Annotated in this window: 28 protein-coding genes, 1 tRNA gene and 1 pseudogene; 25 read left to right on the forward strand and 5 right to left on the reverse strand. The window is 47.3% G+C overall.

Going from position 1 to position 22316, the window contains the following annotated elements; all coding sequences use genetic code 11:
• The first annotated feature begins 320 nt into the window (after positions 1-320).
• The 21 genes and pseudogenes from UF06_RS19395 to UF06_RS25105 all read left to right on the forward strand — a co-directional run.
• The gene (locus tag UF06_RS19395) at positions 321-767 is read left to right on the forward strand and encodes a hypothetical protein (RefSeq protein ID WP_045571891.1); all 447 of its coding nucleotides are present in this window, start codon (positions 321-323) and stop codon (positions 765-767) included.
• 642 nt (positions 768-1409) lie between these two features.
• Positions 1410-1494: transfer RNA gene (locus UF06_RS26980), tRNA-Arg, on the forward strand.
• A 68-nt stretch (positions 1495-1562) separates the two neighbouring features.
• On the forward strand, positions 1563-1865 hold the full coding sequence (locus UF06_RS19400) for a hypothetical protein (RefSeq protein WP_045571892.1): 303 nt from the start codon (positions 1563-1565) through the stop codon (positions 1863-1865).
• Between the two features lie 170 nt (positions 1866-2035).
• The gene (locus UF06_RS19405; protein WP_045571893.1) at positions 2036-2422 is read left to right on the forward strand and encodes a hypothetical protein; all 387 of its coding nucleotides are present in this window, start codon (positions 2036-2038) and stop codon (positions 2420-2422) included.
• A 14-nt stretch (positions 2423-2436) separates the two neighbouring features.
• Positions 2437-3288, forward strand: a complete 852-nt coding sequence (bet, locus tag UF06_RS19410) for a phage recombination protein Bet (RefSeq protein WP_045571894.1) — start codon at positions 2437-2439, stop codon at positions 3286-3288.
• Entirely contained in the window at positions 3275-5008 is a 1734-nt protein-coding gene (locus UF06_RS19415; RefSeq protein ID WP_052702594.1) for a lambda-exonuclease family protein, read from the forward strand. The genes bet and UF06_RS19415 overlap by 14 nt, the downstream gene beginning before the upstream one ends.
• 282 nt (positions 5009-5290) lie before the next feature.
• The gene (locus UF06_RS23245; RefSeq protein WP_052702595.1) at positions 5291-5899 is read left to right on the forward strand and encodes a Rha family transcriptional regulator; all 609 of its coding nucleotides are present in this window, start codon (positions 5291-5293) and stop codon (positions 5897-5899) included.
• Positions 5900-5977: 78 nt separating this feature from the next.
• On the forward strand, positions 5978-6220 hold the full coding sequence (locus UF06_RS19425) for a hypothetical protein (RefSeq protein WP_045571895.1): 243 nt from the start codon (positions 5978-5980) through the stop codon (positions 6218-6220).
• A 40-nt stretch (positions 6221-6260) separates the two neighbouring features.
• The gene (locus UF06_RS19430) at positions 6261-6656 is read left to right on the forward strand and encodes a hypothetical protein (RefSeq protein ID WP_045571896.1); all 396 of its coding nucleotides are present in this window, start codon (positions 6261-6263) and stop codon (positions 6654-6656) included.
• Positions 6657-6689: 33 nt separating this feature from the next.
• The gene (locus UF06_RS19435; protein WP_242402041.1) at positions 6690-7514 is read left to right on the forward strand and encodes a DUF2303 family protein; all 825 of its coding nucleotides are present in this window, start codon (positions 6690-6692) and stop codon (positions 7512-7514) included.
• Between the two features lie 58 nt (positions 7515-7572).
• Positions 7573-8229 (forward strand): phage N-6-adenine-methyltransferase, encoded by a 657-nt coding sequence (locus UF06_RS19440; protein ID WP_052702596.1) that lies wholly within the window; start codon positions 7573-7575, stop codon positions 8227-8229.
• Positions 8226-8408 (forward strand): hypothetical protein, encoded by a 183-nt coding sequence (locus tag UF06_RS19445; RefSeq protein ID WP_045571897.1) that lies wholly within the window; start codon positions 8226-8228, stop codon positions 8406-8408. Before UF06_RS19440 ends, UF06_RS19445 begins: the two co-directional genes overlap by 4 nt.
• A gap of 7 nt (positions 8409-8415) precedes the next feature.
• Entirely contained in the window at positions 8416-8640 is a 225-nt protein-coding gene (locus UF06_RS19450; protein ID WP_045571898.1) for a hypothetical protein, read from the forward strand.
• 38 nt (positions 8641-8678) lie between these two features.
• Complete coding sequence (locus UF06_RS19455; RefSeq protein ID WP_045571899.1) at positions 8679-9134, forward strand: hypothetical protein; 456 nt, start codon at positions 8679-8681, stop codon at positions 9132-9134.
• 112 nt (positions 9135-9246) lie between these two features.
• On the forward strand, positions 9247-9945 hold the full coding sequence (locus UF06_RS23250) for an HNH endonuclease signature motif containing protein (RefSeq protein ID WP_052702597.1): 699 nt from the start codon (positions 9247-9249) through the stop codon (positions 9943-9945).
• Entirely contained in the window at positions 9935-10114 is a 180-nt protein-coding gene (locus tag UF06_RS19465; protein ID WP_045571900.1) for a hypothetical protein, read from the forward strand. The genes UF06_RS23250 and UF06_RS19465 overlap by 11 nt, the downstream gene beginning before the upstream one ends.
• Positions 10115-10401: 287 nt before the next feature.
• Positions 10402-11001, forward strand: a complete 600-nt coding sequence (locus UF06_RS23255) for a phage antirepressor N-terminal domain-containing protein (protein WP_052702598.1) — start codon at positions 10402-10404, stop codon at positions 10999-11001.
• A 108-nt stretch (positions 11002-11109) separates the two neighbouring features.
• A complete protein-coding gene (locus UF06_RS19475; RefSeq protein ID WP_052702599.1) occupies positions 11110-11478 on the forward strand; it encodes a hypothetical protein in 369 nt (122 codons plus the stop codon).
• Positions 11479-11483: 5 nt separating this feature from the next.
• Entirely contained in the window at positions 11484-11729 is a 246-nt protein-coding gene (gene xisR / locus UF06_RS19480) for an excisionase family protein (protein WP_045571901.1), read from the forward strand.
• On the forward strand, positions 11726-12988 hold the full coding sequence (locus UF06_RS19485) for a tyrosine-type recombinase/integrase (RefSeq protein WP_242402042.1): 1263 nt from the start codon (positions 11726-11728) through the stop codon (positions 12986-12988). Before xisR ends, UF06_RS19485 begins: the two co-directional genes overlap by 4 nt.
• 36 nt (positions 12989-13024) lie before the next feature.
• Positions 13025-13099 (forward strand): annotated as a pseudogene (locus UF06_RS25105) (integrase); the annotation flags it as partial.
• A gap of 65 nt (positions 13100-13164) precedes the next feature.
• Here UF06_RS25105 and rplT read toward each other — a convergent pair.
• From rplT to UF06_RS19510, 5 genes are all read right to left on the reverse strand, one after another.
• Positions 13165-13518: a 50S ribosomal protein L20 gene (gene rplT / locus UF06_RS19490; RefSeq protein ID WP_004727974.1), complete on the reverse strand. Its 354-nt coding sequence runs from the start codon at positions 13516-13518 to the stop codon at positions 13165-13167.
• 42 nt (positions 13519-13560) lie between these two features.
• On the reverse strand, positions 13561-13755 hold the full coding sequence (rpmI, locus tag UF06_RS19495) for a 50S ribosomal protein L35 (RefSeq protein WP_045571902.1): 195 nt from the start codon (positions 13753-13755) through the stop codon (positions 13561-13563).
• Between the two features lie 105 nt (positions 13756-13860).
• On the reverse strand, positions 13861-14412 hold the full coding sequence (gene infC, locus UF06_RS19500; RefSeq protein WP_082069785.1) for a translation initiation factor IF-3: 552 nt from the start codon (positions 14410-14412) through the stop codon (positions 13861-13863).
• Between the two features lie 3 nt (positions 14413-14415).
• Positions 14416-16344, reverse strand: a complete 1929-nt coding sequence (gene thrS / locus UF06_RS19505) for a threonine--tRNA ligase (RefSeq protein WP_039435471.1) — start codon at positions 16342-16344, stop codon at positions 14416-14418.
• 206 nt (positions 16345-16550) lie between these two features.
• The gene (locus tag UF06_RS19510) at positions 16551-17294 is read right to left on the reverse strand and encodes a sporulation protein (protein WP_045571904.1); all 744 of its coding nucleotides are present in this window, start codon (positions 17292-17294) and stop codon (positions 16551-16553) included.
• Positions 17295-17476: 182 nt separating this feature from the next.
• On the opposite strand from UF06_RS19510, the gene hutC reads away from it, so the two are divergent.
• The 4 genes from hutC to hutU all read left to right on the forward strand — a co-directional run bounded on the left by hutC (position 17477) and on the right by hutU (position 22314).
• Positions 17477-18184 (forward strand): histidine utilization repressor, encoded by a 708-nt coding sequence (hutC, locus tag UF06_RS19515; RefSeq protein ID WP_039429420.1) that lies wholly within the window; start codon positions 17477-17479, stop codon positions 18182-18184.
• 119 nt (positions 18185-18303) lie between these two features.
• Positions 18304-19521 carry an imidazolonepropionase gene (gene hutI, locus UF06_RS19520; RefSeq protein WP_045571905.1) on the forward strand — a complete coding sequence of 406 codons (1218 nt, stop codon included), beginning with the start codon at positions 18304-18306 and terminating at the stop codon, positions 19519-19521.
• Positions 19521-20522, forward strand: a complete 1002-nt coding sequence (gene hutG / locus UF06_RS19525; RefSeq protein ID WP_045571906.1) for a formimidoylglutamase — start codon at positions 19521-19523, stop codon at positions 20520-20522. Before hutI ends, hutG begins: the two co-directional genes overlap by 1 nt.
• A 100-nt stretch (positions 20523-20622) precedes the next feature.
• A complete protein-coding gene (gene hutU / locus UF06_RS19530) occupies positions 20623-22314 on the forward strand; it encodes a urocanate hydratase (RefSeq protein ID WP_045571907.1) in 1692 nt (563 codons plus the stop codon).
• Positions 22315-22316: the final 2 nt, after the last annotated feature.

Below are 22316 nucleotides of genomic sequence, written 5' to 3' on the forward strand. Positions count from 1 at the left end.
TTGCCGCAGCCGGGGCAGAACCGGACGTTGAATTAGCGGTAAAAACACTAGCATTGCAGGGGCTAGGCCTCCAAAAGCCTGACTGCATGGACACCGGGAAAGACTGGCGAGTGACTGCCGAACGTAGTCATTTTGAAAGCGGTCTGGCGCGAGAGACGCGAGACTCATATGGAATTCAAATAGGAAAAGCTAACTCAAGTCATCGAGGCCACTAGTGTGAAACTGAGAAGATTGATCACTAAGCCCGTTTCAATATCGAAGCCTGTTAGCCAATCCAGACCGCTTTCAAAAACAAATAATACGGTTTTATGAGGCGAATCATGAACGTTGATTGGAAATATTTTAGCCAAACCAAAGGCTACAAATCTCTGAAAGAAGCGTACATGAGTGACGCTAGAAGGGCCGGAAAAGAAGCGCGACCAATGCGCAGTAAAGGCGAATTGTATGAAAAATTTCAGTGGGTAATAAGCCGTTGTTTTCATTACGCGCAATCATTGAATAAACAGCCTTGGGACGTTCTGGATGAATGGGAATCTAAGCGTGATTTCTGGTGGTTGAACTACTACCAAGAATCAAGACAGCCAAAGATTCGCCCTGAATCCATATCCAGAAAGCCAATGCACATCCGAGGCATTAAGAAGTATTACAAGAGTGGTCGTTTCCGTGACTCAAACACAAGAGTCAACTCAAGGATTGGCGATTATCTTAGAAATCAAAGAACCAAGAAGCCTAGATGGACCGCAAAGCGAAAAAGTCTAGGTTATTAACCGAGTCTGTAAGTTAGAACCTCGAAGGGAAAGCGCTCATTTGGATGAACAGGTAGAGCTAAGTAATCCTGTTGTGAGTAAGTACCAGATTGGCTGGGGAAAAGCATCTGAACTCTAATAACGATGTGCAATATCCGCCTTGTGTAGACCGAGCAAACCGATACCAGAACACACCTTCTCGCGCTAACGTGACAACAGTTGTTCTAACAGGGTGCTGGTATCACCTATTTTTAAAGCAAGCTTAGATAGCTGACATTTACCGAAGTATCGGGGTCTGGGGAACGAAAGCTTGCTTTCAAACCAACTGGTTGGATTTGGTGTTTTTAGCACCTCCAGCGCCAGTGGCGGATAGTGTAACCGCATGACAGCTCGGAAAGACGGCAACTTCCGTTACCAATATTCTATAAGCTCTAGAAATTTGGCCCTAGTCGGGTGACGACAAAAAACTAAAGTCTGGCTGTGACGAGACCTTCCGAAATGAAGTAAAACTACAGCCATTTAATAAAGTCTTTTGCAAGTGTTGAGCTTAAGCGGTGTGAATCACTAGAGCAGGTGAGGTGAAAGCCCTCACAACATGCAAAACAAGTTGAATCGCTAGCCCTGTGAGATTCAGGGCAACTCGCAAAACACTTTTCAAAATACGCCCCGTATGCCAGCACCGGCCTTCTAAGCCGGTACGTAAAAAGCTGGAAGGACGTGAGAGGTTCGATTCCTCTACGGGGTGCCACATTCTACCAACGACCAAACAACCCGCCACTGTGCGGGTTTTATTTCACCAGATAGAAGGTAACGACGATGAGCCAATGTAATTGCTTTGATGAAATGCTTAAAAGAGTAAAAGTGTCCGTAAAAGAACAGATTAAAGATACACCGATGGTTGAAGATTCTCTTAAAGTTGACTGGCAGAATCGCGTGTTCTTTCTTGACGGGAAACCCTCTGCGCCTGTTGCTCTTTATGTTAACGCTGAGTATCGACCACTTAAGAAAAACAGCGAACCTGCAAAGAATGTGAGGCACTTGCAACACGGATTCAAAATGTCTCACTGCCCTTTCTGTGGCAATAAATACGACAGCGAAGAAACCAAAAAGCCCGACTAATGCCGGGCTATTGGGGAGTGCATAACGACCAAGAAACGCACTCCAAACCGCCGAGGCGGTCAAGGTAACGACCAATAGACAACCACATCGCAGACTCATCCACATTGCAAAGGCCTATTGGCAGCTAAGGCAACGACCAAGAAGCCCTAACCGTTTGGGAGAATAACAAAGTGAATATCCTAAATCTAGTACCAGAAAATCAAGAAGCTGCGTTCAGCCACTTCATTGACAACGGCATCAGCCGCATTAAAGCCAATCGTGAATTTTGCGGCTTAACCCTGAGCAGTTTTGTTGAATGGATGCTTGAGCAAGATATGCCCTTTCGCATGATGACAGGCCTCGTCCGCAATATTCTCTCCATCCAGTTTGAACCCATGATGAGTAGCCACAAACTCATCGAGCTTGAAACCTTCCAAGAGCACTTTAATGAGCTTTTAGAAAAGTACGTGGATGCCAACCGGAACGTTGTTCTTAAAGGCTACCGCGAACTCAAAAACGACCAAATCCAAGAGCAGAAAGTGACTCAGTTTGAGCAACAGCAGCTCTCTAACTTTTAATCGAGGTAATGATAATGACCAATATTGTGCCATTTGAGGAGCGTCACCCACTTGTCGCACAACGCGGGATAGACGAGGCCACCTGGTCTGCACTGCAAAACAGTGTTTATCCGGGTGCGAAGGAAGAATCTATCTTGATGGTGACGGATTACTGCCGCGCCCGTCACTTAGACCCGCTTCTTAAGCCCGTTCATATCGTGCCAATGAACGTGAAGAACTCACAAACCAACAACTACGAATGGCGTGATGTGGTGATGCCCGGCATTGGCATGTATCGCATTCAAGCAGATCGCAGTGGTAGCTACGCTGGCTCAACAGACCCAGAGTTCGGCCCACTGATTGCCATGGAGTTTAAAGGTGAAAATAACTATTCGGAAATCATCAACATTCCAGAATGGTGCAAAATCACAGTCCATAAACTGATCAATGGCACCTTAGTCGCCTTCTCGGCAAAAGAAATGTGGTTGGAGAACTACGCAACTGCAGGGAAAAACACCCAAATTCCCAACGCGATGTGGAAAAAACGGCCATACGCACAGTTAGCAAAATGCGCCGAGGCTCAAGCCCTTCGCAAAGCATGGCCTGAAATCGGACAGCAAGCGACTGCTGAAGAAATGGAAGGTAAAGAGCTCATCATCGAGCACGATGTTACGCCAGCTCGCAATACCATCACCGTCAAGCAGTACCCCGCTCAAGACTTCGAAAAGAACTTCCCTTCTTGGCAAAAGAAAATCGAATCAGGCCGCAACACACCTGAACGCATCATCGCCATGGTTGAAGCCAAGGGAGCACTAACCGAAGACATGAAACAGCGCCTTTTAAGCATCAGTACCACTCAGGGAGAAACCAATCATGCAAGTCACTAACATCCAGTTCCACAACGTTCAGCAAGGCACCGATGAATGGCATGCATTGCGTGAAACCGTCGATTTTACCGCTTCTGAAGTTTCTGCCGCGCTAGGGTGCTCACCTTATAAAACCCGCGATCAGCTCATGCACGAGAAAGCGACGGGCATTAAGCCAGAAATCAGTAGCTATCAAGAGAAAATCTTCGCCGATGGCCACCGCTTTGAAGAAATGGCGCGCCCTATCTTGGAAAGTAATCTTGGTGAAGAGCTCTATCCGGCCACCATTACTGGCGAATGCGAAGGGCTTACTCTACTCGCTTCGCTTGATGGCTTAACAATGGATGGCGACATTGCATTCGAACACAAATCGCCTAATGGAAAGCTTGTTGCCCGAATCGCTGAACGCAACTTAGACACTCATTATGTTGTGCAGATGGAGCAACAGTTACTTCTCTCTGGCGCGGCAGTCTGCAAGTTTGTAGCAAGTGATGGCACTGAACAAAACTGGCACGAAATGGACTACTACCCCGACGAATCAGTACAAAGCTGGATTATTTCAGGCTTAAGGCAATTCAAGTCTGACTTAGCGGAGTACAAGCAAAAACTGGCAAACGGCGAAATCGCTCAGGAAAGCAAGCCAGTGGTCACCGCCGAGGTAATTCAAGATTTACCCGCCGTCACCTACAAAATGAACGGCCTTGCGATTGTCAGTAACCTAGACGAGTACAAGGTTAAGGCGTTAGAACTGGTTGAGCAATCCAAAAAGAAACTGGAAACAGACCAAGACTTTGCCAACGCAGAAAGCATGGTGAAGGTGTTCAAATCCGCCGAAGATAAACTCGGCCTAATGTCACAACAAGTTCTCGGGGAAGTGGAAAGCATTGATACCTTTGTGAAAGACCTTGGCTTTATCAGCGAAAACATTCGCCAAGCGCGCCTCGCGCTAGATAAACAGGTCAAGTCTCGCAAAGAAGAGATCAAGACTGAACTGGTTATGAAGGCAAAGACTGAAATTCAAGCCTTAGTTGCTGACATGTCCCAAAAATATAATGTCGGTTTTAACGTTAAGCATGACTTTGCTGCGGCCATTAAAGGCAAGCGCAACATTGAAAGCATGCAAAGTGCAATCAATGACGAACTGGCCAAGGCAAAAATTGCACTGTCTGAGCTAAAAGATATCGCGCAAACCAACCTAGATACCGTTAATCAGCATAGCGAATACCGCTTCTTATTTAACGACTGGGGGCAAATCGCCTTTAAAGCACCGGAAGACTTCGCAACGCTCGTTAAACTGCGTATTGCCGAGCACAAAGATGCTGAAGAGAAACGCCTTCAAGCAGATCGCGACCGCATCCGCAAGGAAGAAGAAGCTAAAGCGCAAGCCGAAGCCGAGCAAAAAGCAGATGCATTACGTAAAGAGCAGGAAGCCGAAGATCGCCGCAAAGCGCAAGAGCTTGCAAAGAGCCAAGCCAAAGAGAACGCGGTTGAACAAGCAATGCAGGACATCCCTACCCCTGCAGACCCAAATCGTATAGCGCATGCTCGCCAGGTATTAGCAACGGCCGAAACCGCCGAAGTGAAACCGTTCACCGTTGCGAACAAAGCGGTTATCACCATCCCAACCGACGAATACAACGAACTGTTACGCAAAGCCGATTTGCTTGAAGCGCTCTACGCATCGGGGGTCGATAATTGGGACGGATACGGCGAAGCCATCGCCATGTTAAAAGCGTCTTAAGCCTTGAAGCTATTGACAAAGCGCCTAGTTCGGGGCTAACCTTTACGTGCACTGGCAAAATCCAGTGCCGGACGTGGAAATCCGAATTGCAAGGCGCATAGTCGCCAACACATGTTGGTTTTTTTATGCGTAAAATCCGCACATCTAAATTATGGTGAGCTGGATGAGGCTGGCTTCGGCTAGGCCGTTCCCTTGTAGCGGTATTTCCACACCTCGTTCAGTTCACCACCCAATCGTGGAAAGTTGAGTGGTGAACTCCTAAAAAATACAAGGAGCCTCATCATGAACACAGTTTCTACAGCTATCGCATCTGCTAAACCATCCGATCTTGTTTTCGCATCTCAAACAAATCAGCTCGTTACCAATTCAATGAAAGTTGCTGAATACTTTGGCAAGCAACATCGTAACGTATTAGCAAAGTTAAGATCATTGGAATGTTCCGGCGAGTTTAGGTCTGCTAACTTTTTAGCATACCACCACAAGAACGAACAAAACGGTGAAGTTTACCAAGCCTACCAAATGACCAAAGACGGCTTTATGTTCTTGGTGATGGGCTTTACAGGCAAACGCGCCGCAGAAATCAAAGAGCGCTACATCAACGCCTTCAACGAAATGGAGCAGAAACTGGCAAACAACCAGAAGAAGCTACCAGAACCACAAACCCCAGTACCTTCAATGACACGAGTGATGCTTGTTATCGAGAACGGCCAAACCGTGGAAGCCAAGCACATTCCTAACGATGCATTCGTTGTCAGCAAAAGCAGAATCGCCAACCTCATAGCAGAGCCGGGCATCTTCACCATGCAAGAAATGGCGCAGATCGCCGAAGCGGTGAACAAGAAAATGGTTGAAATAGCCATTACCGCCAGCAAATCTGCCGCGAAACACTAACCCCACAAAGCCACTTTCGAGTGGCTTTCTTTTTAAATCAACTCAGGGGCTAGCCCCTGAGAATCAAGGTAACGACCAATGAAGAAGCACATTTCATTTATTGCTTACGGCCCCGTAAGCATAGATCCACGCGATGGCGAGACCGAAGCCACCGCAAAAATCGAAGACGTTCTCGGTAACTTCACTGCAGAGGAAATCGCTGAACACTTTAACACCGAAGAATTGCTAAGTGAGATTGGCAAAGCCAAGGCGATTGAATGGCTACTCAGCCAAATGGGAACTGATGAGCTGATTAGTCTATTGATGCTTAAAGCTGCATAGATCGACATAAAGATATAGCTAACTAAACGAGGGCATTGACATGTCAAAAACAGAAGCAGGAAACCTCAGTATTGAGGACCGCACCACCAACTTTCCAAAACTCATGCAAGAACTTGACGGCGGCGTTATCTCCAATGTTATTGGATTGGCTCTCTCGAATGTAGCTCGCGCAGCCTCATACAGCGATAAACAGGGCAGCGTGAAGATTGATCTAAAACTAAAGCCAATGGGCACAAACAATGAAATGGTCGAGATCACTGCCAACATGTCGGTTAAAGAACCTAAAGCCGGCTTTGGAACCAAAAACGAAGACTTTCAATACACTTCAATCGCTTTCGTTGGCAAAGGCGGGAAACTCACTTACGACCGCCCTAAAGAAGATATCCGCGGGCAACTAATTATCGACGATTCTAAACAGTTGCGCGAAGTACGCTAATTCATTCACCAATCACATTTGAGAGAAACAGCTATGAGTATGGACAAATCTGCTATTCAACAAATTCAAGAATCCGGCAATGCCAAAGATTTTCTAAACCAGCTAGTAAATACTGGTTTCCCTGTCGCAGCACTGCCAAGTTCGTTCGATTTACACGATCTGGAATCATACATGCCACACCGCAATATGTTTCGCGGTGTTATGGAAACGAGCCATATTGATGAGTTTGTACGTTATCACGAAGAGTATCAAACCGAAGGTATTCAGTGTTTCATCAGCACAGAACGTATGTCAGCCACAACAATTTTTGATATCGGTACGATGATGAAGCCAGGCCACTGTAGACATAAGGCTAAACTCGCGCTTCGGCAAACGGCATCATATCGAGCCCTTTTAGAGATCAACGGCGAGCGCCTAAATCAGAAGAAACTCTCGGATTGGATTGAAGACTACAGCACATCCATTCAAGTATTCTCCACCACAGGTGAGTTAATCGAGAACTCCATAGCTTCTGCTGCAGTACGCAATATGAAATTTGAATCCAAAGCGGGCCGAGAATCGAACGTGGATGATTTTAGTCATCAACAATCAGAATACGAGTCGATAGCCGTACGTACCAAAGAAGAATTTCCAATGCCAGCAGTTTTCAAGTTCACCTGCCAACCATATCTCGGACTTTCAGAGAGAGAGTTCGAGCTGCGAATGAGCACCATTGGAAACGAAATTCTAGTACTACGAATCAAGCGACTCGAACAGCACGAGGAAGAAATGAGTGAAGAGTTTAAAGACAACTTAGGAAGAGGATTTATCTCTGAAAATATCGAGATCAACACTTTTATCGGCACATTCACTTCTTAACCGCTTATCTTCACTTTTCTTTAAGCCCTCACCCGAGGGCTTTTTAAGGTAACGACCAATGAACCACTACGCACAAAAGCTGCTAGAAACACAGCAGCAACCGAGCCATAAACTGAAAGAAATCGGCGACCAATGGCAGACTCCAAAAGCCATTGCTTGGGGGCTATTTAGCACCTTCAACGCTCGTCTTGGCTCCATCGTCATCGATATATTTGCCGATGATTGCAATACCCTACTTCCAAGCTACTACACCGCTGCCGACAACGCCTTAACCAAAAACCTAGCGGCAGACCTACGTAAGATCGGTGGCAGTGCAGCTTATGGCAACCCGCCATATTCAAGAGCCAGTTTTGATGACGAGAATAACGCCATCACAGGCATGGAGCACATCATTGAATGGTGTCGAAATCAGCGTAATGAAGGCGCAAAAATCCTCTTGCTCATCAAAGCGGCCACCTCTGAAACATGGTGGCCAGAGGATGCAGATTTCATCCAGTTCATCAAAGGCCGCGTTGGCTTTGAAGCACCCGACTGGTTTGTACCTGCCACGCCCAAAGACAAGCCAAGCTCTGCAGGCTTCCCTTCCGCAGTCGTCATCTTCGATAAATCGTGGGCATGGGAACGCCGACCAACTGAGCGCTTAAATCGAGATGACCTTATCGCCCAAGGTAACGTCATTTTAAACATGATGGCAAAGCAGAAGGAGGCAGCATGAAGATACGAATGCTTCCAAAAAGCAAAGCCGCCGATGCTGCAGAAATTAGCTTTAAGCGAAATCTAATTTTCGAACACAACGGCAAAGCTTACTTCGTCAAATCACTTAGCAAAATCGGCACTGGGCCAGATTCAAGGTTAGTCGCTGAGTTAGAGCCTGCCTTCAACCCCATTCATTGAGGTACCCATGGGAAACATTGTAAAACTTACCGATATTGGCGAGAACGAAACGCTGATTGATTATGCGGTTCGCAAAGAAGAAGAATGCAACGAGCACCGTATTACCATTGCGAGCCTACGTGATTGGATCCACCAAATCGCCGTTAACTCAGGTAACGAACAATTCATCATTGACGCGACAGGAGCTGCACTCTCAGGAGAAGAGTGCAACCAGCAAACTGAGTTTAACTAACCCAGCTTAAAAGGCATAAAACAAAGCAAGGGGTCCGAATGAATACACTTAACATTCCAACCACCAAAGGCCGTGCAGATGTTCCGGCCTTTTTTGTTGATGGCGTTAGCGCATTAGCAATCACTATGACGAACTTTGGTCTTTTTGAAGTTACGCACATCAAATCTGGGCACAAGATCATCGGTGGTTTTGAGCGCTTTGCCAATGCAGTTGTTGAAATGCTCTCACTACACCTAGCGATGCACGAAGCGGGGATCGACTTTGACGCTGAGCACGACGAGTTCAAGCGCCAAGTTAAAGAGTCGTCAATCAAAAGTGAGCACATTTCTGGGCTAACTCTGGTCGAGCATCTTCAAATCATGCGCCCAATCATGGGCTTTTCTGGAGAATTCCCGTGGGAAGGCGAGGAAGAAAGCCCGCACACAAAAGCTTCTCGGCTCATTGCAAAAATTAATGAGCTTAATGGTGTTAAGCGGGTTAATGAGCAAGCATAAGCAACACCGACGCCCAAGCAGAGATCAATTTAAGCGCATGCCAAAAATAGGCAAAGACAGTGACGGAATGATCGTCGTTCGATGCAACAACTTCGACAGAGTGTGAACGCCAATGAGCAAGAAAAGACAATTAATCTGGAGTAAATCCGGAGGAAAGTGCTGGTACTGCGGATGCGATCTACCACAAAAAGGATGGCACGCCGATCACTATTATCCGATAGTAAGAAAGCTTGAAGAGAACAAGAACAAGCACGGTATGGTTATTGGGTATAAAACTGGTAAAGAGTGTTTATACCCAGAGTTGGACTGTGTAGAAAACCTAGTTCCTGCATGTGCTCCATGCAACAGCTTTAAATCATCACTACCACCAGAGGCTTATCGCTCTCTAATTCAAGATCAATTTGTAAATACCATTAAGTACTCTACAGGACTAAGACAGTTAAATCGGCTTGGTCTAGCTGACTTATCTCCTAAGCCAGTTGTTTTTTGGTTTGAAAAGCAAGGCATTGCAATGCCAGCTCAATGGGATTTGATGGGGATATCTGATGAAGCATTATCCATCGAATGGTGCATAGACAAATCAGAGCCAGACTATTACCACCAGTGGATTCGCGGGAGGATGATAACACTACGCCGTATTAGCAATTACTGGCTAATTATCGCAATAGAAACTAGTTGGGACTCGTCAAATAGAACAGAAATACCAAACGTTTCTGTTGATAAAGCCAAAGCTCAGGCTGCTGAGTGGGCAATTAGACTGGATAACCAGTTGAAAGAGCAAGAAAGAGAGGCCAAATCAAATGCCAGTTAACACTAAAACCCCATTTTCATCACCTAAGCCATTTTTACCCGTGATCAGCTTTAAAGAAGAAAACCCATACCCTCAAGCGAAGAAAGTTCGCCAGGCGGACAGAATCGCAGCTTACGCAAAATCAACGGAGTTGGTTGGCAGCTTCCTAGAAGGGCTGAAGCACTCTTAAGCCCTTAACCTATTGACAAAGCGCCTAGTTCGGGACTAACCTTTACGGGCACTGGCAAAATCCAGTGTCGGGATTGGTCTCCCGCAATTTTCCAAGGCGCATAGTTGCCAGCTTCTCGCTGGTTTTTTTATGCGCGCGATTCAGCACACCCAAATTATGGTGGGCTGGGTGGGAGCGCCTCGGCGCGCCGTCCCTTGGAGCGGTAAGACCAATCTCACTCAGTTCACCACCCAATGGTTGGTCTCATTGACGTGGTGATTTACTCATTGCGTTCCAAGGAGGCTTCTATGCCTAATCAAATCAAAGTCCCTTTTCACGGCTCAAATCTTTTTATTGTCGATCGCAACGGTGAGCCATATACACCGATGAAACCTATTGTTGAAGGAATGGGACTGGCTTGGCAAAGTCAGCACAAAAAGCTAACAAGTAATTCAGAACGATGGGGTATCACCATGATGGTGATACCATCTGTAGATCCACACAACTCAGTAACTTGCATCCCTCTTCGTAAACTCTTCGGCTGGCTCCAAACACTTCAACCTAACCGCATTCGTGAAGATATCCGCGACAAAGTGATTCAGTACCAAAACGAATGTGATGATGTGTTGTGGAAATACTGGACTGATGCGCAAGTTATTCAAACGCCGGAACCACCGCTCCCAGTACCTTCCATGACGCGGATCATGCTAGTTATTGAAAACGGCCAAACCGTGGAAGCCAAACATATCCCAAATGATGCCTTCGTTGTCAGCAAAAGTAGAATCGCAAACCTCATAGCAGAACCGGGCATTTTCACGATGCAGGAAATGGCGCAAATATCAGAGGCGGTGAACAAACAAATCGTCGATATTGCTTTAACCGCTGGCAAGGCCATAGCTAAACACTAATCCAGTAAGGCCACTTGTGTGGCTTTTCTTTTGGGCAAATCACAGGGCTAGCCCCTCTGCTAAAAGATCAAACGCGCTACATTGCAACAAACACAGGGAGTAATCTCAATGCAATGTAGCCGCTGCGACCAACCCGCCATTGTTTCCAAACCAAAGCCTCTTTGCGAAAGCTGCGCACTAGACACGGCTTTGGGCCTGCTCGCCGCTTCTAGACTCAGCGAGCAATCCATTCAAGCACTCATTCAATCTGGCTTTGACATGCCTGTCATAACCGAGCGTCACTATTCCGCGACCGATCTTGCCAAGGAGTTTGGCATATCGGCGCAGAAGATAGGCAAGTTGGCGAATGCGAACAACCTAAAGCAAGCGCCATTCGGTCAATGGCGGTTAACCAAAGCCGCTAACAACCCCAAACAGATCGAATCCTTCTTTTATAACGAAGAAGGACGAGACCAAATCAAGCAATTATTAAGGTAACGACCATGCCACAAAAAGAAACCACTAATGTAGAACCTATTTTCATTGCACCAAATGAATGGGTTGAAGATACCCTACTTTCAAAAATAACCGGAATGACTGAAGGGCAAATTAAAAATTATCGTCAGTATCGTTGGGTTGAAGGCATACACTATAAACGAGCTTCTTCATGCAATTCGAGTAGAGGTAGTACTTATAAATACAACCGTATCGCAATTGATCAATTTTCTTCACAAGAGAAGGTGGCATGATGAAGCTTCCAGAAGGCGTTGAAGTACGCGGGAACTCGATTCGTATCCGCTTTACATATAAAGAAATCCGATGTGGTGAAACGCTGAAGGGTTGGGAAGTTACTAAGAGTAACATTAAAAAAGCTGGGCAATTGCGAGCCGTTATTCTATCGGAAATCAATGACGGCACATTTAATTACATTCGCAGATTTCCAAACTCAAAAAAAGCAAAAGAACTGTCCTCCCCTAGCACCCTAGGATCAGAAATGACCGTACAGCAGCTACTAGATACATATTACGAGTTCAAAGTAAAAAAACTTTCATCCCAGACTCAATACGTAATGAAAGGGACCATTGAACGCTGTCAAATGTTACTAGAAAATATAAAAGTAAAGGATTTCAACCATCTACATGCTTTGGAGTTTCAGAAATTCCTAGTCGAGAAACCTACTATTCGTGGTAAAGCACGAAGCCCGAAGACAACAAACAACCACACTAAGCTTATGCGAAGAGCATTCGATTTAGCCGTCAAATCTAAATTTATTGACTCCAATCCATTCGCAGATCTTCAACTTGTTAGAAACAAGCCATCTGAACCTGACCCGTTAGAGCGAGATGAGTTTGAAAAATTACTTAAAGCAACACCTAATGAACGATGGGCAAACATGTTTACCGTCGCAGTTTATACTGGTCTACGAACCGGGGAACTATGTGCCTTAGCGTGGGAGGACATTGATCTAGAAAAAGGCATCATCAACGTCAGGCGCAACATTGGTGTGAAAAGAGTATTTACAACTCCCAAAACTCACCGTTCGACTAGGACTGTACATTTGCTAAAACCAGCCTTAGAGGCTCTACGTTCACAGATGAAATATACCTACTCGCTTACTGCGAAAGATATTGAAGTTGAGGTAAAGAATACCAGTGAAGTTCGTCGCGAATCTGTTAGATTTGTATTTGTTCCTATGAATTGTTTGCAGAAGACCGAACTAACCTACAAGACAACCACCTACAATCGTTTGTGGACTCGCAGGTTGAAGGCGGCGGGCATTCGCCACAGATGCTCCTACCAATCACGCCACACCTACGCATGTTGGTTGATAAGCAACAATGCAAACCTATCATTTATAGCAGAGCAAATGGGTCACGTAGGGACGTCTATGCTAGAAAGAGTATATGGCCGATTTATGAAGTCACATGCTAGCAATCAAATAGACATTTTGAATAAAGTAATTTCCAATTGGCCCACCAGTGCCCCATCAGAAAATCCTATCGAATAGAACACTTTAAAATCAGATAGTTATTGAGAGTGTATGAAAACGACGCAAATATATACTCACGTGCTCGACAGAGGCGCATCGGGCGTACTCAGCCCGCTATCTCGTTTGTAAATGAAGAAAAAGGATAAGAAAAAAGGAGAGCAAATGCTCTCCTTTTCTTAAACCCAAACTGCTAATTAAAGAGCAGCTTTCGCTTTTTCAACGAGAACAGCAAATGCTGCTTTGTCGAATACTGCGATGTCGGCCAGGATCTTACGATCGATCTCGATAGAAGCTTTCTTAAGACCGTTGATGAAACGGCTGTAAGATAGACCATTTTGACGAGATGCTGCGTTGATACGTGCAATCCATAGTTGACGGAATTGACGTTTCTTAGCGCGACGGTCACGGTAAGCGTATTGACCAGCTTTAGTAACTGCTTGGAAAGCTACGCGGTAAACACGAGAACGTGCACCGTAGTAACCTTTAGCTTGTTTCAGAACTTTCTTATGACGTGCACGAGCTTGTACACCACGTTTTACGCGAGGCATTATGCTTCTCCTAAACTAAACGAATTAAAAACTAAAAACAAATTAAGCGTATGGCAGACAACGAACGATACCCGCAACTTCACATTTAGGAAGAATTGCGTTTGGACGTAGTTGACGTTTGTTCTTAGTAGTACGCTTAGTCAGGATGTGACGTTTGGTAGCGTGTTTGAACTTAAAACCACCAGCAGTTTTCTTGAAACGCTTAGCAGCACCTTTGTTGGTTTTCATCTTAGGCATGATGAATAACTCCGCATTGTAGTAGTTTAATAAACAACGTAATTAGGGCGAATAAAAAACCGCCGCGTTAAACGGCGGGTATTTATTACTTGCAAAAGCCGTTAATTACTTCTTTTTAGGGGCCAACACCATGATCATCTGGCGACCTTCAATCTTCGTCGGGAAAGATTCCACAACAGCGATATCTACTGTGTCTTCTTTCAGACGATTCAGAACGTCAACACCGATCTCTTGGTGAGCCATCTCGCGGCCACGAAAGCGAATAGTTACTTTCACTTTGTTGCCTTCCTCAAGGAAACGCACCAGGTTGCGTAGTTTTACCTGGTAGTCTCCGATATCAGTTCCAGGACGGAATTTAAGTTCCTTGATCTGAATCTGTTTTTGCTTCTTCTTTTGCTCTTTAGTAGCTTTGCTCTTCTCAAAGAGGAACTTGCCATAGTCCATCACTCGACAGACTGGTGGCTCGGCGTTAGGGCTGATCTCTACGAGATCCATACCAGCTTCATCGGCTGCTGCTAATGCTTCTTGGATCGATACGATACCGACAGATTCACCGTCAGCGCCTGTTAAACGAACTTCACGAACGCCACGAATTTCACCGTTTAAACGGTGCTGGTTTTGTTTGACCGGAACTTGGCCACGTCTTCCGCCTTTAATAGTTTATTCCTCCAGATTGAGCTTACGGCTACTGATTTGGTCTTGGATGTAAGAAATGAAGTCATCCACCTTAAATTTACCTAAATCATTACCTTTACGAGTACGCACTGCGATTTCGCCAGCTTCCATTTCTTGGTCGCCGCAAACCAGCATAAATGGCACGCGCTTCAAAGTGTGTTCGCGGATTTTAAAGCCAATCTTTTCATTTCTCAAGTCCGCTTTTGCTCTAATTCCACATTTTTGTAGTTTTTGAGCAACTTCCTGAACATAATCAGCCTGTTTGTCAGTGATGTTCATAATCACTGCTTGCTCTGGCGCCAGCCAAGTTGGGAAGAAACCCGCGTATTCTTCGATCAAAATACCGATGAAACGCTCAAGTGAACCCAAAATCGCACGGTGAATCATAACCGGGATAAGGCGTTCGTTGTTTTCACCAACGTAAGTTGCACCAAGACGAGACGGCAGGTTGAAGTCGAGCTGCACGGTACCACATTGCCAAGCACGATCTAGGCAGTCATACAGCGTGAATTCGATTTTCGGGCCGTAAAACGCCCCTTCACCTTCTTGGATTTCGTATGGAATCTCCATCGACTCCAAAGCCAGTTTCAATGCTTCTTCTGACTGATCCCAAATTTCATCGCTACCAACACGTTGTTCTGGGCGAGTAGAGAGTTTCACGACGATGTTATCGAAACCAAAAGTTTGGTAAGTGTCATACACCATCTTGATACAGTTGGTCACTTCTTCTTGAATTTGACTTTCTGTACAGAAAATGTGCGCATCGTCTTGAGTAAAGCCACGAACACGCATAATGCCATGCAGTGCACCAGAAGGCTCGTTACGATGACAAGAGCCAAACTCCGCCATACGCAGTGGTAGATCGCGGTACGACTTCAAACCTTGGTTGAAGATCTGCACGTGACCCGGACAGTTCATCGGCTTAATCGCATACTCACGGTTTTCAGAAGAAGTCGTGAACATCGCGTCAGCGTATTTGTCCCAGTGACCAGAACGCTCCCACAATACACGGTCCATCATCAATGGGCCTTTCACTTCTTGATAGCCATATTCGTTTAGCTTGGCGCGAATGAACACTTCCAAGTCGCGGAAAATTGACCAGCCGTTGTGATGCCAGAACACCATGCCCGGTGCTTCTTGCTGCATGTGGAACAGATCAAGTTGCTTACCGATCTTACGGTGGTCACGTTTTGCCGCTTCTTCAAGGCGAGTCAGGTGGTCTTTCAGCGCTTTCTTGTCGTGGAAAGCCGTACCGTAGATACGTTGCAGCATCTTGTTGTCGCTGTTACCACGCCAGTACGCACCAGCCACATTCAACAAAGTGAAGTGTTGGCAAAAGCCCATATTAGGGACGTGCGGACCACGACACATGTCGATGTATTCTTCATGATGGTACAAACCGGGACGATCGTCACGAGAGACATTCTCGTCCAAAATTTCCATCTTGTAGGTTTCGCCGCGCGCTTCAAACGTATCACGCGCTTCCTGCCAACTGACTTTCTTCTTGATAACCTGATATTTGGTTTTCGCCAGATCTTTCATGCGAGCTTCGATCTTTTCTAGATCGTCTTGTGTTAACGACTCTTCAAGATCAATATCGTAGTAGAAGCCACTGTCGATGGTCGGACCGATCGCCATTTTCGCATTTGGATAAAGCTGCTTAAGCGCGTGCCCCAAAAGGTGCGCACAAGAGTGGCGCACAATCTCAAGACCATCCACTTCATCTTTTGTGGTGATGATTTCAAGACTGGCATCGCTTTCGATCAGATCGCACGCATCCACACGTTGACCGTTGACACGACCTGCAATGGTCGCTTTCGCAAGACCAGGACCGATCGATTGCGCAACTTCCATGGTAGAAACTGGGTTATCAAAATGACGCTGACTGCCGTCAGGAAGAGTAATAATTGGCATGTTTTTTCCTTTACAGTGGTGTTGCACACCAAGCAACACATGTTTTAAGAAATACGCTTTAGATTCATATTGGTATGAAAAACGCATTGCGAGTGTAATTGATTTGGTACGAATTTTGGTGCAATTACGGATGCACCAGCCTAGGTACTGAACCCGCATTCTAACCAATGAAACTGAAATCGCAATGAGTTTCTTGTTTGTGAAGCCTACAGATTCAACGTCGGCGCAAGCGCTTGAGCAATTTGCGCGGCGGACGCATCTAACGGCAGGGTAAAGGAACGATATTGATCGCCAGAAAAGCTCAATGAGCGATCAATTTCCGCCAAGCAATGGACTCGCTGCCCGTCCAAAATAAACGACAGTTCGATCTCTTTACTGCCGATAAAGCCGTTACTGCGAAACTCAAGCTCTTGATAGCAGCCGGAGCGAGAAGAAAAACTCTGTCCACGCAACTGCCCCTTTTCGACGTCCGCTTTCACCATAGTGAACCCCGCCTGAACAATAGCGTCGATGACCTTGCTCACTACGGGCAGTGGTTTTACTTCGATAAAATCTCGGTCACGGGGATCGATGGCAAAGCCAATATCCAATGTCGTTTCCAACCAAACATGGCACTGGTTTTTCAGTGCATTGACCGCGGTGATCGGGGTTTCGTCATGCAATTTCATCTCAAACGGCACTTGTTTTTCTTCATTCGCTTGAATTACGAATGGCTCAACGGCAGCCAATTTGTCCAGTGTGAACGTTTGGTAGCTGACACTCTCTTCGCTCTCTACTTTGACTTCGGTATTGAGCTTGATGATGATGGCGTCGATCTGCTGTTCCACATCGCCGCCCTTAATGTGAACGTAGCCTTTGAGTGTTTCACCTTGATACACACTCATTTGGTCGAGAATCGTATCCACCTTGGCTGAACCAATTCCCAATGACGCCTTAAGTTTTTTAAACATGAGATCCCTTTTTATGCTGATTTATTTGTACTTTGCCCCTGTTTACACAACCGCATAACGTGTCGCAAGTAAAATGGCGCAAAAGAATGGTAAGAATGTGTCACAGCACAAAATGGTCATCTTGAGTTGCTTTTTATGCCTCTTTTTTGCACTATTTGTATAGTCAATTAAAAGGAACCTTTATGTCATCGCCAATTTATATGCAAATCAAACAGTTTATTGTGCAGAAAATCGACAGCGGTGTGTGGCATATCGGCTTCAAAATTCCCACTGAGCTGGCACTGACAGAGCAATTTGGCGTCAGCCGCATGACGGTTAACAAAGCAATCCGCGATTTGGTCAATGAAGGACGACTGCAGCGTCGGCCACGTTTAGGCACTTTTGTCTGCGAGCCGACGGAAAAAGCCGAATCGCCGTTGCTGGATATTCGCAATATTGCCGAGGAAGTGAGTAATCGTGGCAAAGCGTACCGCAGCAAAGTGCTTCGCCAACAAGCTTTGAAAGCGGACGATACAATTGCGACCAAATTGGGCGTAATGCTAGGCACGCAAGTGTTTTACAGTGAGATCATCCACTACGAAGACAAAGAGCCGATCCAACTTGAGCTGCGCTGGGTCAATAGCAGCTATGCGCCCAATTACTTGCAGCAGGATTTCACACAGATAACGCCGAACCAGTATTTATCGGAAAGCTGCCCGCTGAGCGCGATGGAACACACGGTAGAGGCGATCATTCCCGATGCGCGCGTACGTCAAGAACTCAATATGAAAGTGAGCGAACCTTGTTTGCTGCTCAACCGACGCACATGGAGCGACGACCGACTCGTCAGTACTGCCCTGCTCTATCACCCTGGTAACCGCTACAAGCTAAGTTCCAAGATTCTGCTTTGATCGCCACCTTGCCACTTCGACTTGATCACATTTTTGCAACATCCAACTTGTCATAAATACTTTTTTAACCTATTTATTTGTATATACATTTAATGCATACAATTAATCAGGATGACATCATGGATCTGCTGCTCACCAATGCTCGCCTCGTCACCATGCTTGACGGAGATACGGGTTACCATCCGACTGACCCGCTCACCATTGGTATTCAAGATGGGTTGATCGCGTATGTGGGTGCGGACACCACTGAGCTCCATGCAAGCCAACGTATCAATCTGGAAAGCCGTCTTGTCACTCCCGGCCTGATTGACTGCCACACCCATCTTGTATACGCCGGAAATCGCGCGAATGAATTTGAGATGCGCCTAAACGGGGTGCCATATCAGCAGATCGCCCAGCAAGGCGGCGGAATCCTTTCTACGGTACAAGCCACACGTTTGGCGAGCATCGACACCTTGATTGAGCAAAGTCTACCAAGATTGGATGGGCTGCTTGCCAGCGGTGTCACATCCGTAGAAGTAAAATCGGGCTATGGGCTGACCTTGGCTGAAGAGATCAAAATGCTGCGAGCCGCGAAGGAGTTACAACGTCACCGAAAAATTAAGGTCACGACGACTCTCTTGGCCGCGCACGCCCTTCCTCCCGAATACGCTGGCAGAGCGGATGAGTATATCGAGTTCATTTGCCAAGAGATCATTCCAACGGTTGCACAAGAGCAACTGGCTTCGAGTGTGGATGTGTTTTGTGAGTCGATCGGCTTTAACCTCGCGCAAACGGAGAAGGTGTTTCGCTGCGCCCTTGAGCATGGTCTGCACATCAAAGGCCACACCGAACAGTTATCTAACCTTGGTGGTAGTGCATTAACTGCCAAGTACCAAGGGCTGTCCGCCGATCATATTGAATACCTAGATGAAGCAGGCGTTGTCGCGTTAGCCGCTTCATCCACAGTCGCCACACTGCTGCCCGGCGCTTTCTATTTCTTACGTGAACAGCAACAGCCGCCGATTGATCTCTTGCGCCAGCATCAAGTACCCATGGCAATTGCCACCGACGTCAACCCAGGCACTTCCCCTTTTGCCGATTTGACCTTGATGATGAACATGGCGTGCACGCTGTTCAGACTCACGCCACAAGAGGCGCTGCGCGGCGTCACTCAACATGCGGCGCAAGCGCTTGGCTATCAAGGAAAACGTGGGCAAATCGGTCTTGGGTTGGAAGCCGATCTGGCGATTTGGGGTATCGAGCACCCCGCTGATTTAAGTTATCAATTTGGTGCAAAACGCCTGCATGCCCGCGTGGTTGATGGCGATTACCAACAGCACAAAGGAGTGTTGTGATGAAAAGTCCGCTTAATCTCACCAACGAGTTTCCTTGGCAAGGCCGACAAGATGCCGAGGATGGTGCGCTGGGTAAACGCGTCCATCATGTCATTCGTCATGTCGATTATGCTGCCATCGACCCGCTTTCACGTGCCGTTGCCCTGCTGGGTTTCGCCTGCGATGCGGGTGTGGCGCGTAACAAGGGTCGTATCGGGGCGAAAAAATCCCCCGATTTGATCCGCCGTGCGTTAGCCAATCTGGCTTGGCACAGCGATGCGCCGCTCTACGACCTCGGCACTGTGGTGTGTGAGGATGACCAACTCGAGAGCAGTCAGCAGCAATGTGCAGAGGTTATCAGTCAAGCGCTCGCCCACTGCCCGGTCATTATCCTAGGCGGCGGACATGAAGTCGCGTGGGCTTCATTCCAAGGCTTAGCGGGTTATCTGCAAAATCATCAGCCGCAGAGTAAGCCCAAAATTGGCATCATCAACTTCGACGCACATTTCGACCTGCGCGCGTTTCACAGCCAACAGGCTGAAGTTAAGCCAAGCTCAGGCACACCATTTAATCAGATCCAGCACTTTTGCCAGCAGTCGGGATGGGATTTCCATTACGCGTGCCTTGGGGTAAGCCGTGCGAGCAATACCAAAGCGCTCTTTGAACGCGCGGATCAACTCAATGTTTGGTATGTGGAAGATAAAGATCTCGGGGTACTCAATCTCGACTATCACCTGACAGAACTGCAGCACTTCATCGATGGTTGTGATTACCTCTACTTAACCATCGACCTCGATGTTTTCCCGGCAGCAACCGCACCGGGCGTCAGTGCGCCAGCCGCCAGAGGCGTGAGCTATGACTACTTGGCTCCGTTTCTTGAACGCATTCTCAGCCATTATCCCAAGCTGATGCTGGCAGACATCGCGGAATACAACCCAACCTATGATATCGACAGCCAAACCGCCCGTTTGGCCGCCAGATTGTGCTGGGACATCGCCAACGCAATGAATAACAAGTTTTAGACCGAACTGAGCCTGAACAGCGCCAGCGTTCAGGCGACTTAAAACAACTATCAGGTCGGCCAATGAGCCTGCCAATTCGTGAAATTAAAGGAGTCTCCACATGACACAAGGACACGATCCTCGCCTTGACACCAGCAGAACCATTCGCGCCCCACACGGTACGACTCTGCGTGCCAAATCCTGGCTCACTGAAGCGCCACTTCGCATGCTGATGAACAACCTCGACCCTGATGTGGCCGAGCACCCACACGCACTGGTGGTCTATGGCGGCATTGGCCGTGCCGCTCGTAACTGGGAATGTTTCGATAAAATTGTTGAAGTGCTGGAGCGCTTGGAAGAAGACCAAACGCTGGTGGTGCAATCGGGTAAGCCTGTGGGCGTTTTCCCCACCCACAAAAACGCACCACGCGTTCTGATTGCCAACTCAAACTTGGTGCCACATTGGGCTAACTGGGAGCACTTCAACGAGCTCGATAAAAAAGGTTTGATGATGTACGGCCAGATGACGGCCGGCAGTTGGATTTACATCGGCTCACAAGGCATAGTGCAAGGCACCTACGAAACGTTTGTTGCCGTGGCGAAGAAGCATTTTTCAGGTGATGCCAAAGGGCGCTGGGTTCTAACTGGTGGCCTTGGTGGCATGGGAGGCGCGCAGCCTCTGGCAGCGACAATGGCTGGCTTTTCTATGATTGCGGTTGAGTGTGACGAATCACGCATCGACTACCGCCTACGCACTGGTTACGTAGACAAAAAAGCCACGTCGCTTGACGAAGCCTTGGCGATGATCAAAGAAACCGATAAACCGATTTCGGTTGGCTTGCTGGGTAACGCCGCCGACCTCTTCGCTGAGCTGGTTGAGCGCAACATCACCCCAGATGTGGTCACCGACCAAACTTCGGCGCACGATCCGCTTAACGGTTATCTTCCGCAAGGTTGGAGCATGGCACACGCCGCCGAAATGCGTCTGCAAGATGAAGCTGCGGTTGTCAAAGCAGCAAAACAGTCGATGGCGATTCAAGTCCGCGCCATGCTCGATCTGCAAGCTCGCGGCGCTGCGACGCTCGACTACGGCAATAACATTCGTCAAATGGCGTTGGAAGAAGGGGTAGAAAACGCCTTTGATTTTCCGGGCTTTGTACCCGCGTATATTCGTCCGCTTTTCTGTGAAGGAATTGGTCCATTCCGCTGGGCGGCCCTTTCTGGTGATCCGGAAGATATTTACAAAACCGATCAAAAAGTCAAAGAACTGATCCCAGATAACCCTCATCTGCACAACTGGCTCGACATGGCACGTGAGCGCATTCAGTTCCAAGGCTTACCAGCACGGATCTGCTGGGTCGGCTTGAAAGATCGCGAACGTTTGGGTCAAGCGTTCAACGAAATGGTTAAAAATGGTGAATTAAAAGCACCGATTGTGATTGGTCGCGACCATCTCGACTCGGGTTCTGTCGCCAGTCCGAACCGTGAAACAGAAGGCATGATGGATGGATCAGACGCGGTTTCTGATTGGCCACTGCTCAATGCCCTGCTGAACACTGCGGGCGGCGCGACTTGGGTTTCGCTGCATCACGGTGGCGGCGTGGGAATGGGCTTCTCACAACACTCCGGTATGGTGATCTGCTGTGATGGTAGCGATGATGCGTCTGCGCGTATTGCTCGCGTGCTGCACAATGACCCAGCCACTGGTGTGATGCGCCATGCCGATGCCGGTTACGACATCGCCAAAAAATGTGCTGCCGAGCAAGGGCTTGATCTGCCCATGCTTAACGAAGAATTGCGCAAGTTGAAGTAAGG

The organism is Vibrio sp. S234-5 (assembly GCF_000960595.1).
Classification (GTDB): Bacteria; Pseudomonadota; Gammaproteobacteria; order Enterobacterales; family Vibrionaceae; genus Vibrio.

Coding starts and splice junctions, on each gene's coding strand:
- UF06_RS19395 (WP_045571891.1), top strand. CDS start 321: ATGAACGTTGATTGGAAATATTTTAGCCAAACCAAAGGCTACAAATCT.
- UF06_RS19400 (WP_045571892.1), top strand. CDS start 1,563: ATGAGCCAATGTAATTGCTTTGATGAAATGCTTAAAAGAGTAAAAGTG.
- bet (WP_045571894.1), top strand. CDS start 2,437: ATGACCAATATTGTGCCATTTGAGGAGCGTCACCCACTTGTCGCACAA.
- UF06_RS19415 (WP_052702594.1), top strand. CDS start 3,275: ATGCAAGTCACTAACATCCAGTTCCACAACGTTCAGCAAGGCACCGAT.
- UF06_RS23245 (WP_052702595.1), top strand. CDS start 5,291: ATGAACACAGTTTCTACAGCTATCGCATCTGCTAAACCATCCGATCTT.
- UF06_RS19425 (WP_045571895.1), top strand. CDS start 5,978: ATGAAGAAGCACATTTCATTTATTGCTTACGGCCCCGTAAGCATAGAT.
- UF06_RS19430 (WP_045571896.1), top strand. CDS start 6,261: ATGTCAAAAACAGAAGCAGGAAACCTCAGTATTGAGGACCGCACCACC.
- UF06_RS19435 (WP_242402041.1), top strand. CDS start 6,690: ATGAGTATGGACAAATCTGCTATTCAACAAATTCAAGAATCCGGCAAT.
- UF06_RS19440 (WP_052702596.1), top strand. CDS start 7,573: ATGAACCACTACGCACAAAAGCTGCTAGAAACACAGCAGCAACCGAGC.
- UF06_RS19445 (WP_045571897.1), top strand. CDS start 8,226: ATGAAGATACGAATGCTTCCAAAAAGCAAAGCCGCCGATGCTGCAGAA.
- UF06_RS19450 (WP_045571898.1), top strand. CDS start 8,416: ATGGGAAACATTGTAAAACTTACCGATATTGGCGAGAACGAAACGCTG.
- UF06_RS19455 (WP_045571899.1), top strand. CDS start 8,679: ATGAATACACTTAACATTCCAACCACCAAAGGCCGTGCAGATGTTCCG.
- UF06_RS23250 (WP_052702597.1), top strand. CDS start 9,247: ATGAGCAAGAAAAGACAATTAATCTGGAGTAAATCCGGAGGAAAGTGC.
- UF06_RS19465 (WP_045571900.1), top strand. CDS start 9,935: ATGCCAGTTAACACTAAAACCCCATTTTCATCACCTAAGCCATTTTTA.
- UF06_RS23255 (WP_052702598.1), top strand. CDS start 10,402: ATGCCTAATCAAATCAAAGTCCCTTTTCACGGCTCAAATCTTTTTATT.
- UF06_RS19475 (WP_052702599.1), top strand. CDS start 11,110: ATGCAATGTAGCCGCTGCGACCAACCCGCCATTGTTTCCAAACCAAAG.
- xisR (WP_045571901.1), top strand. CDS start 11,484: ATGCCACAAAAAGAAACCACTAATGTAGAACCTATTTTCATTGCACCA.
- UF06_RS19485 (WP_242402042.1), top strand. CDS start 11,726: ATGATGAAGCTTCCAGAAGGCGTTGAAGTACGCGGGAACTCGATTCGT.
- rplT (WP_004727974.1), bottom strand. CDS start 13,518: ATGCCTCGCGTAAAACGTGGTGTACAAGCTCGTGCACGTCATAAGAAA.
- rpmI (WP_045571902.1), bottom strand. CDS start 13,755: ATGCCTAAGATGAAAACCAACAAAGGTGCTGCTAAGCGTTTCAAGAAA.
- thrS (WP_039435471.1), bottom strand. CDS start 16,344: ATGCCAATTATTACTCTTCCTGACGGCAGTCAGCGTCATTTTGATAAC.
- UF06_RS19510 (WP_045571904.1), bottom strand. CDS start 17,294: ATGTTTAAAAAACTTAAGGCGTCATTGGGAATTGGTTCAGCCAAGGTG.
- hutC (WP_039429420.1), top strand. CDS start 17,477: ATGTCATCGCCAATTTATATGCAAATCAAACAGTTTATTGTGCAGAAA.
- hutI (WP_045571905.1), top strand. CDS start 18,304: ATGGATCTGCTGCTCACCAATGCTCGCCTCGTCACCATGCTTGACGGA.
- hutG (WP_045571906.1), top strand. CDS start 19,521: ATGAAAAGTCCGCTTAATCTCACCAACGAGTTTCCTTGGCAAGGCCGA.
- hutU (WP_045571907.1), top strand. CDS start 20,623: ATGACACAAGGACACGATCCTCGCCTTGACACCAGCAGAACCATTCGC.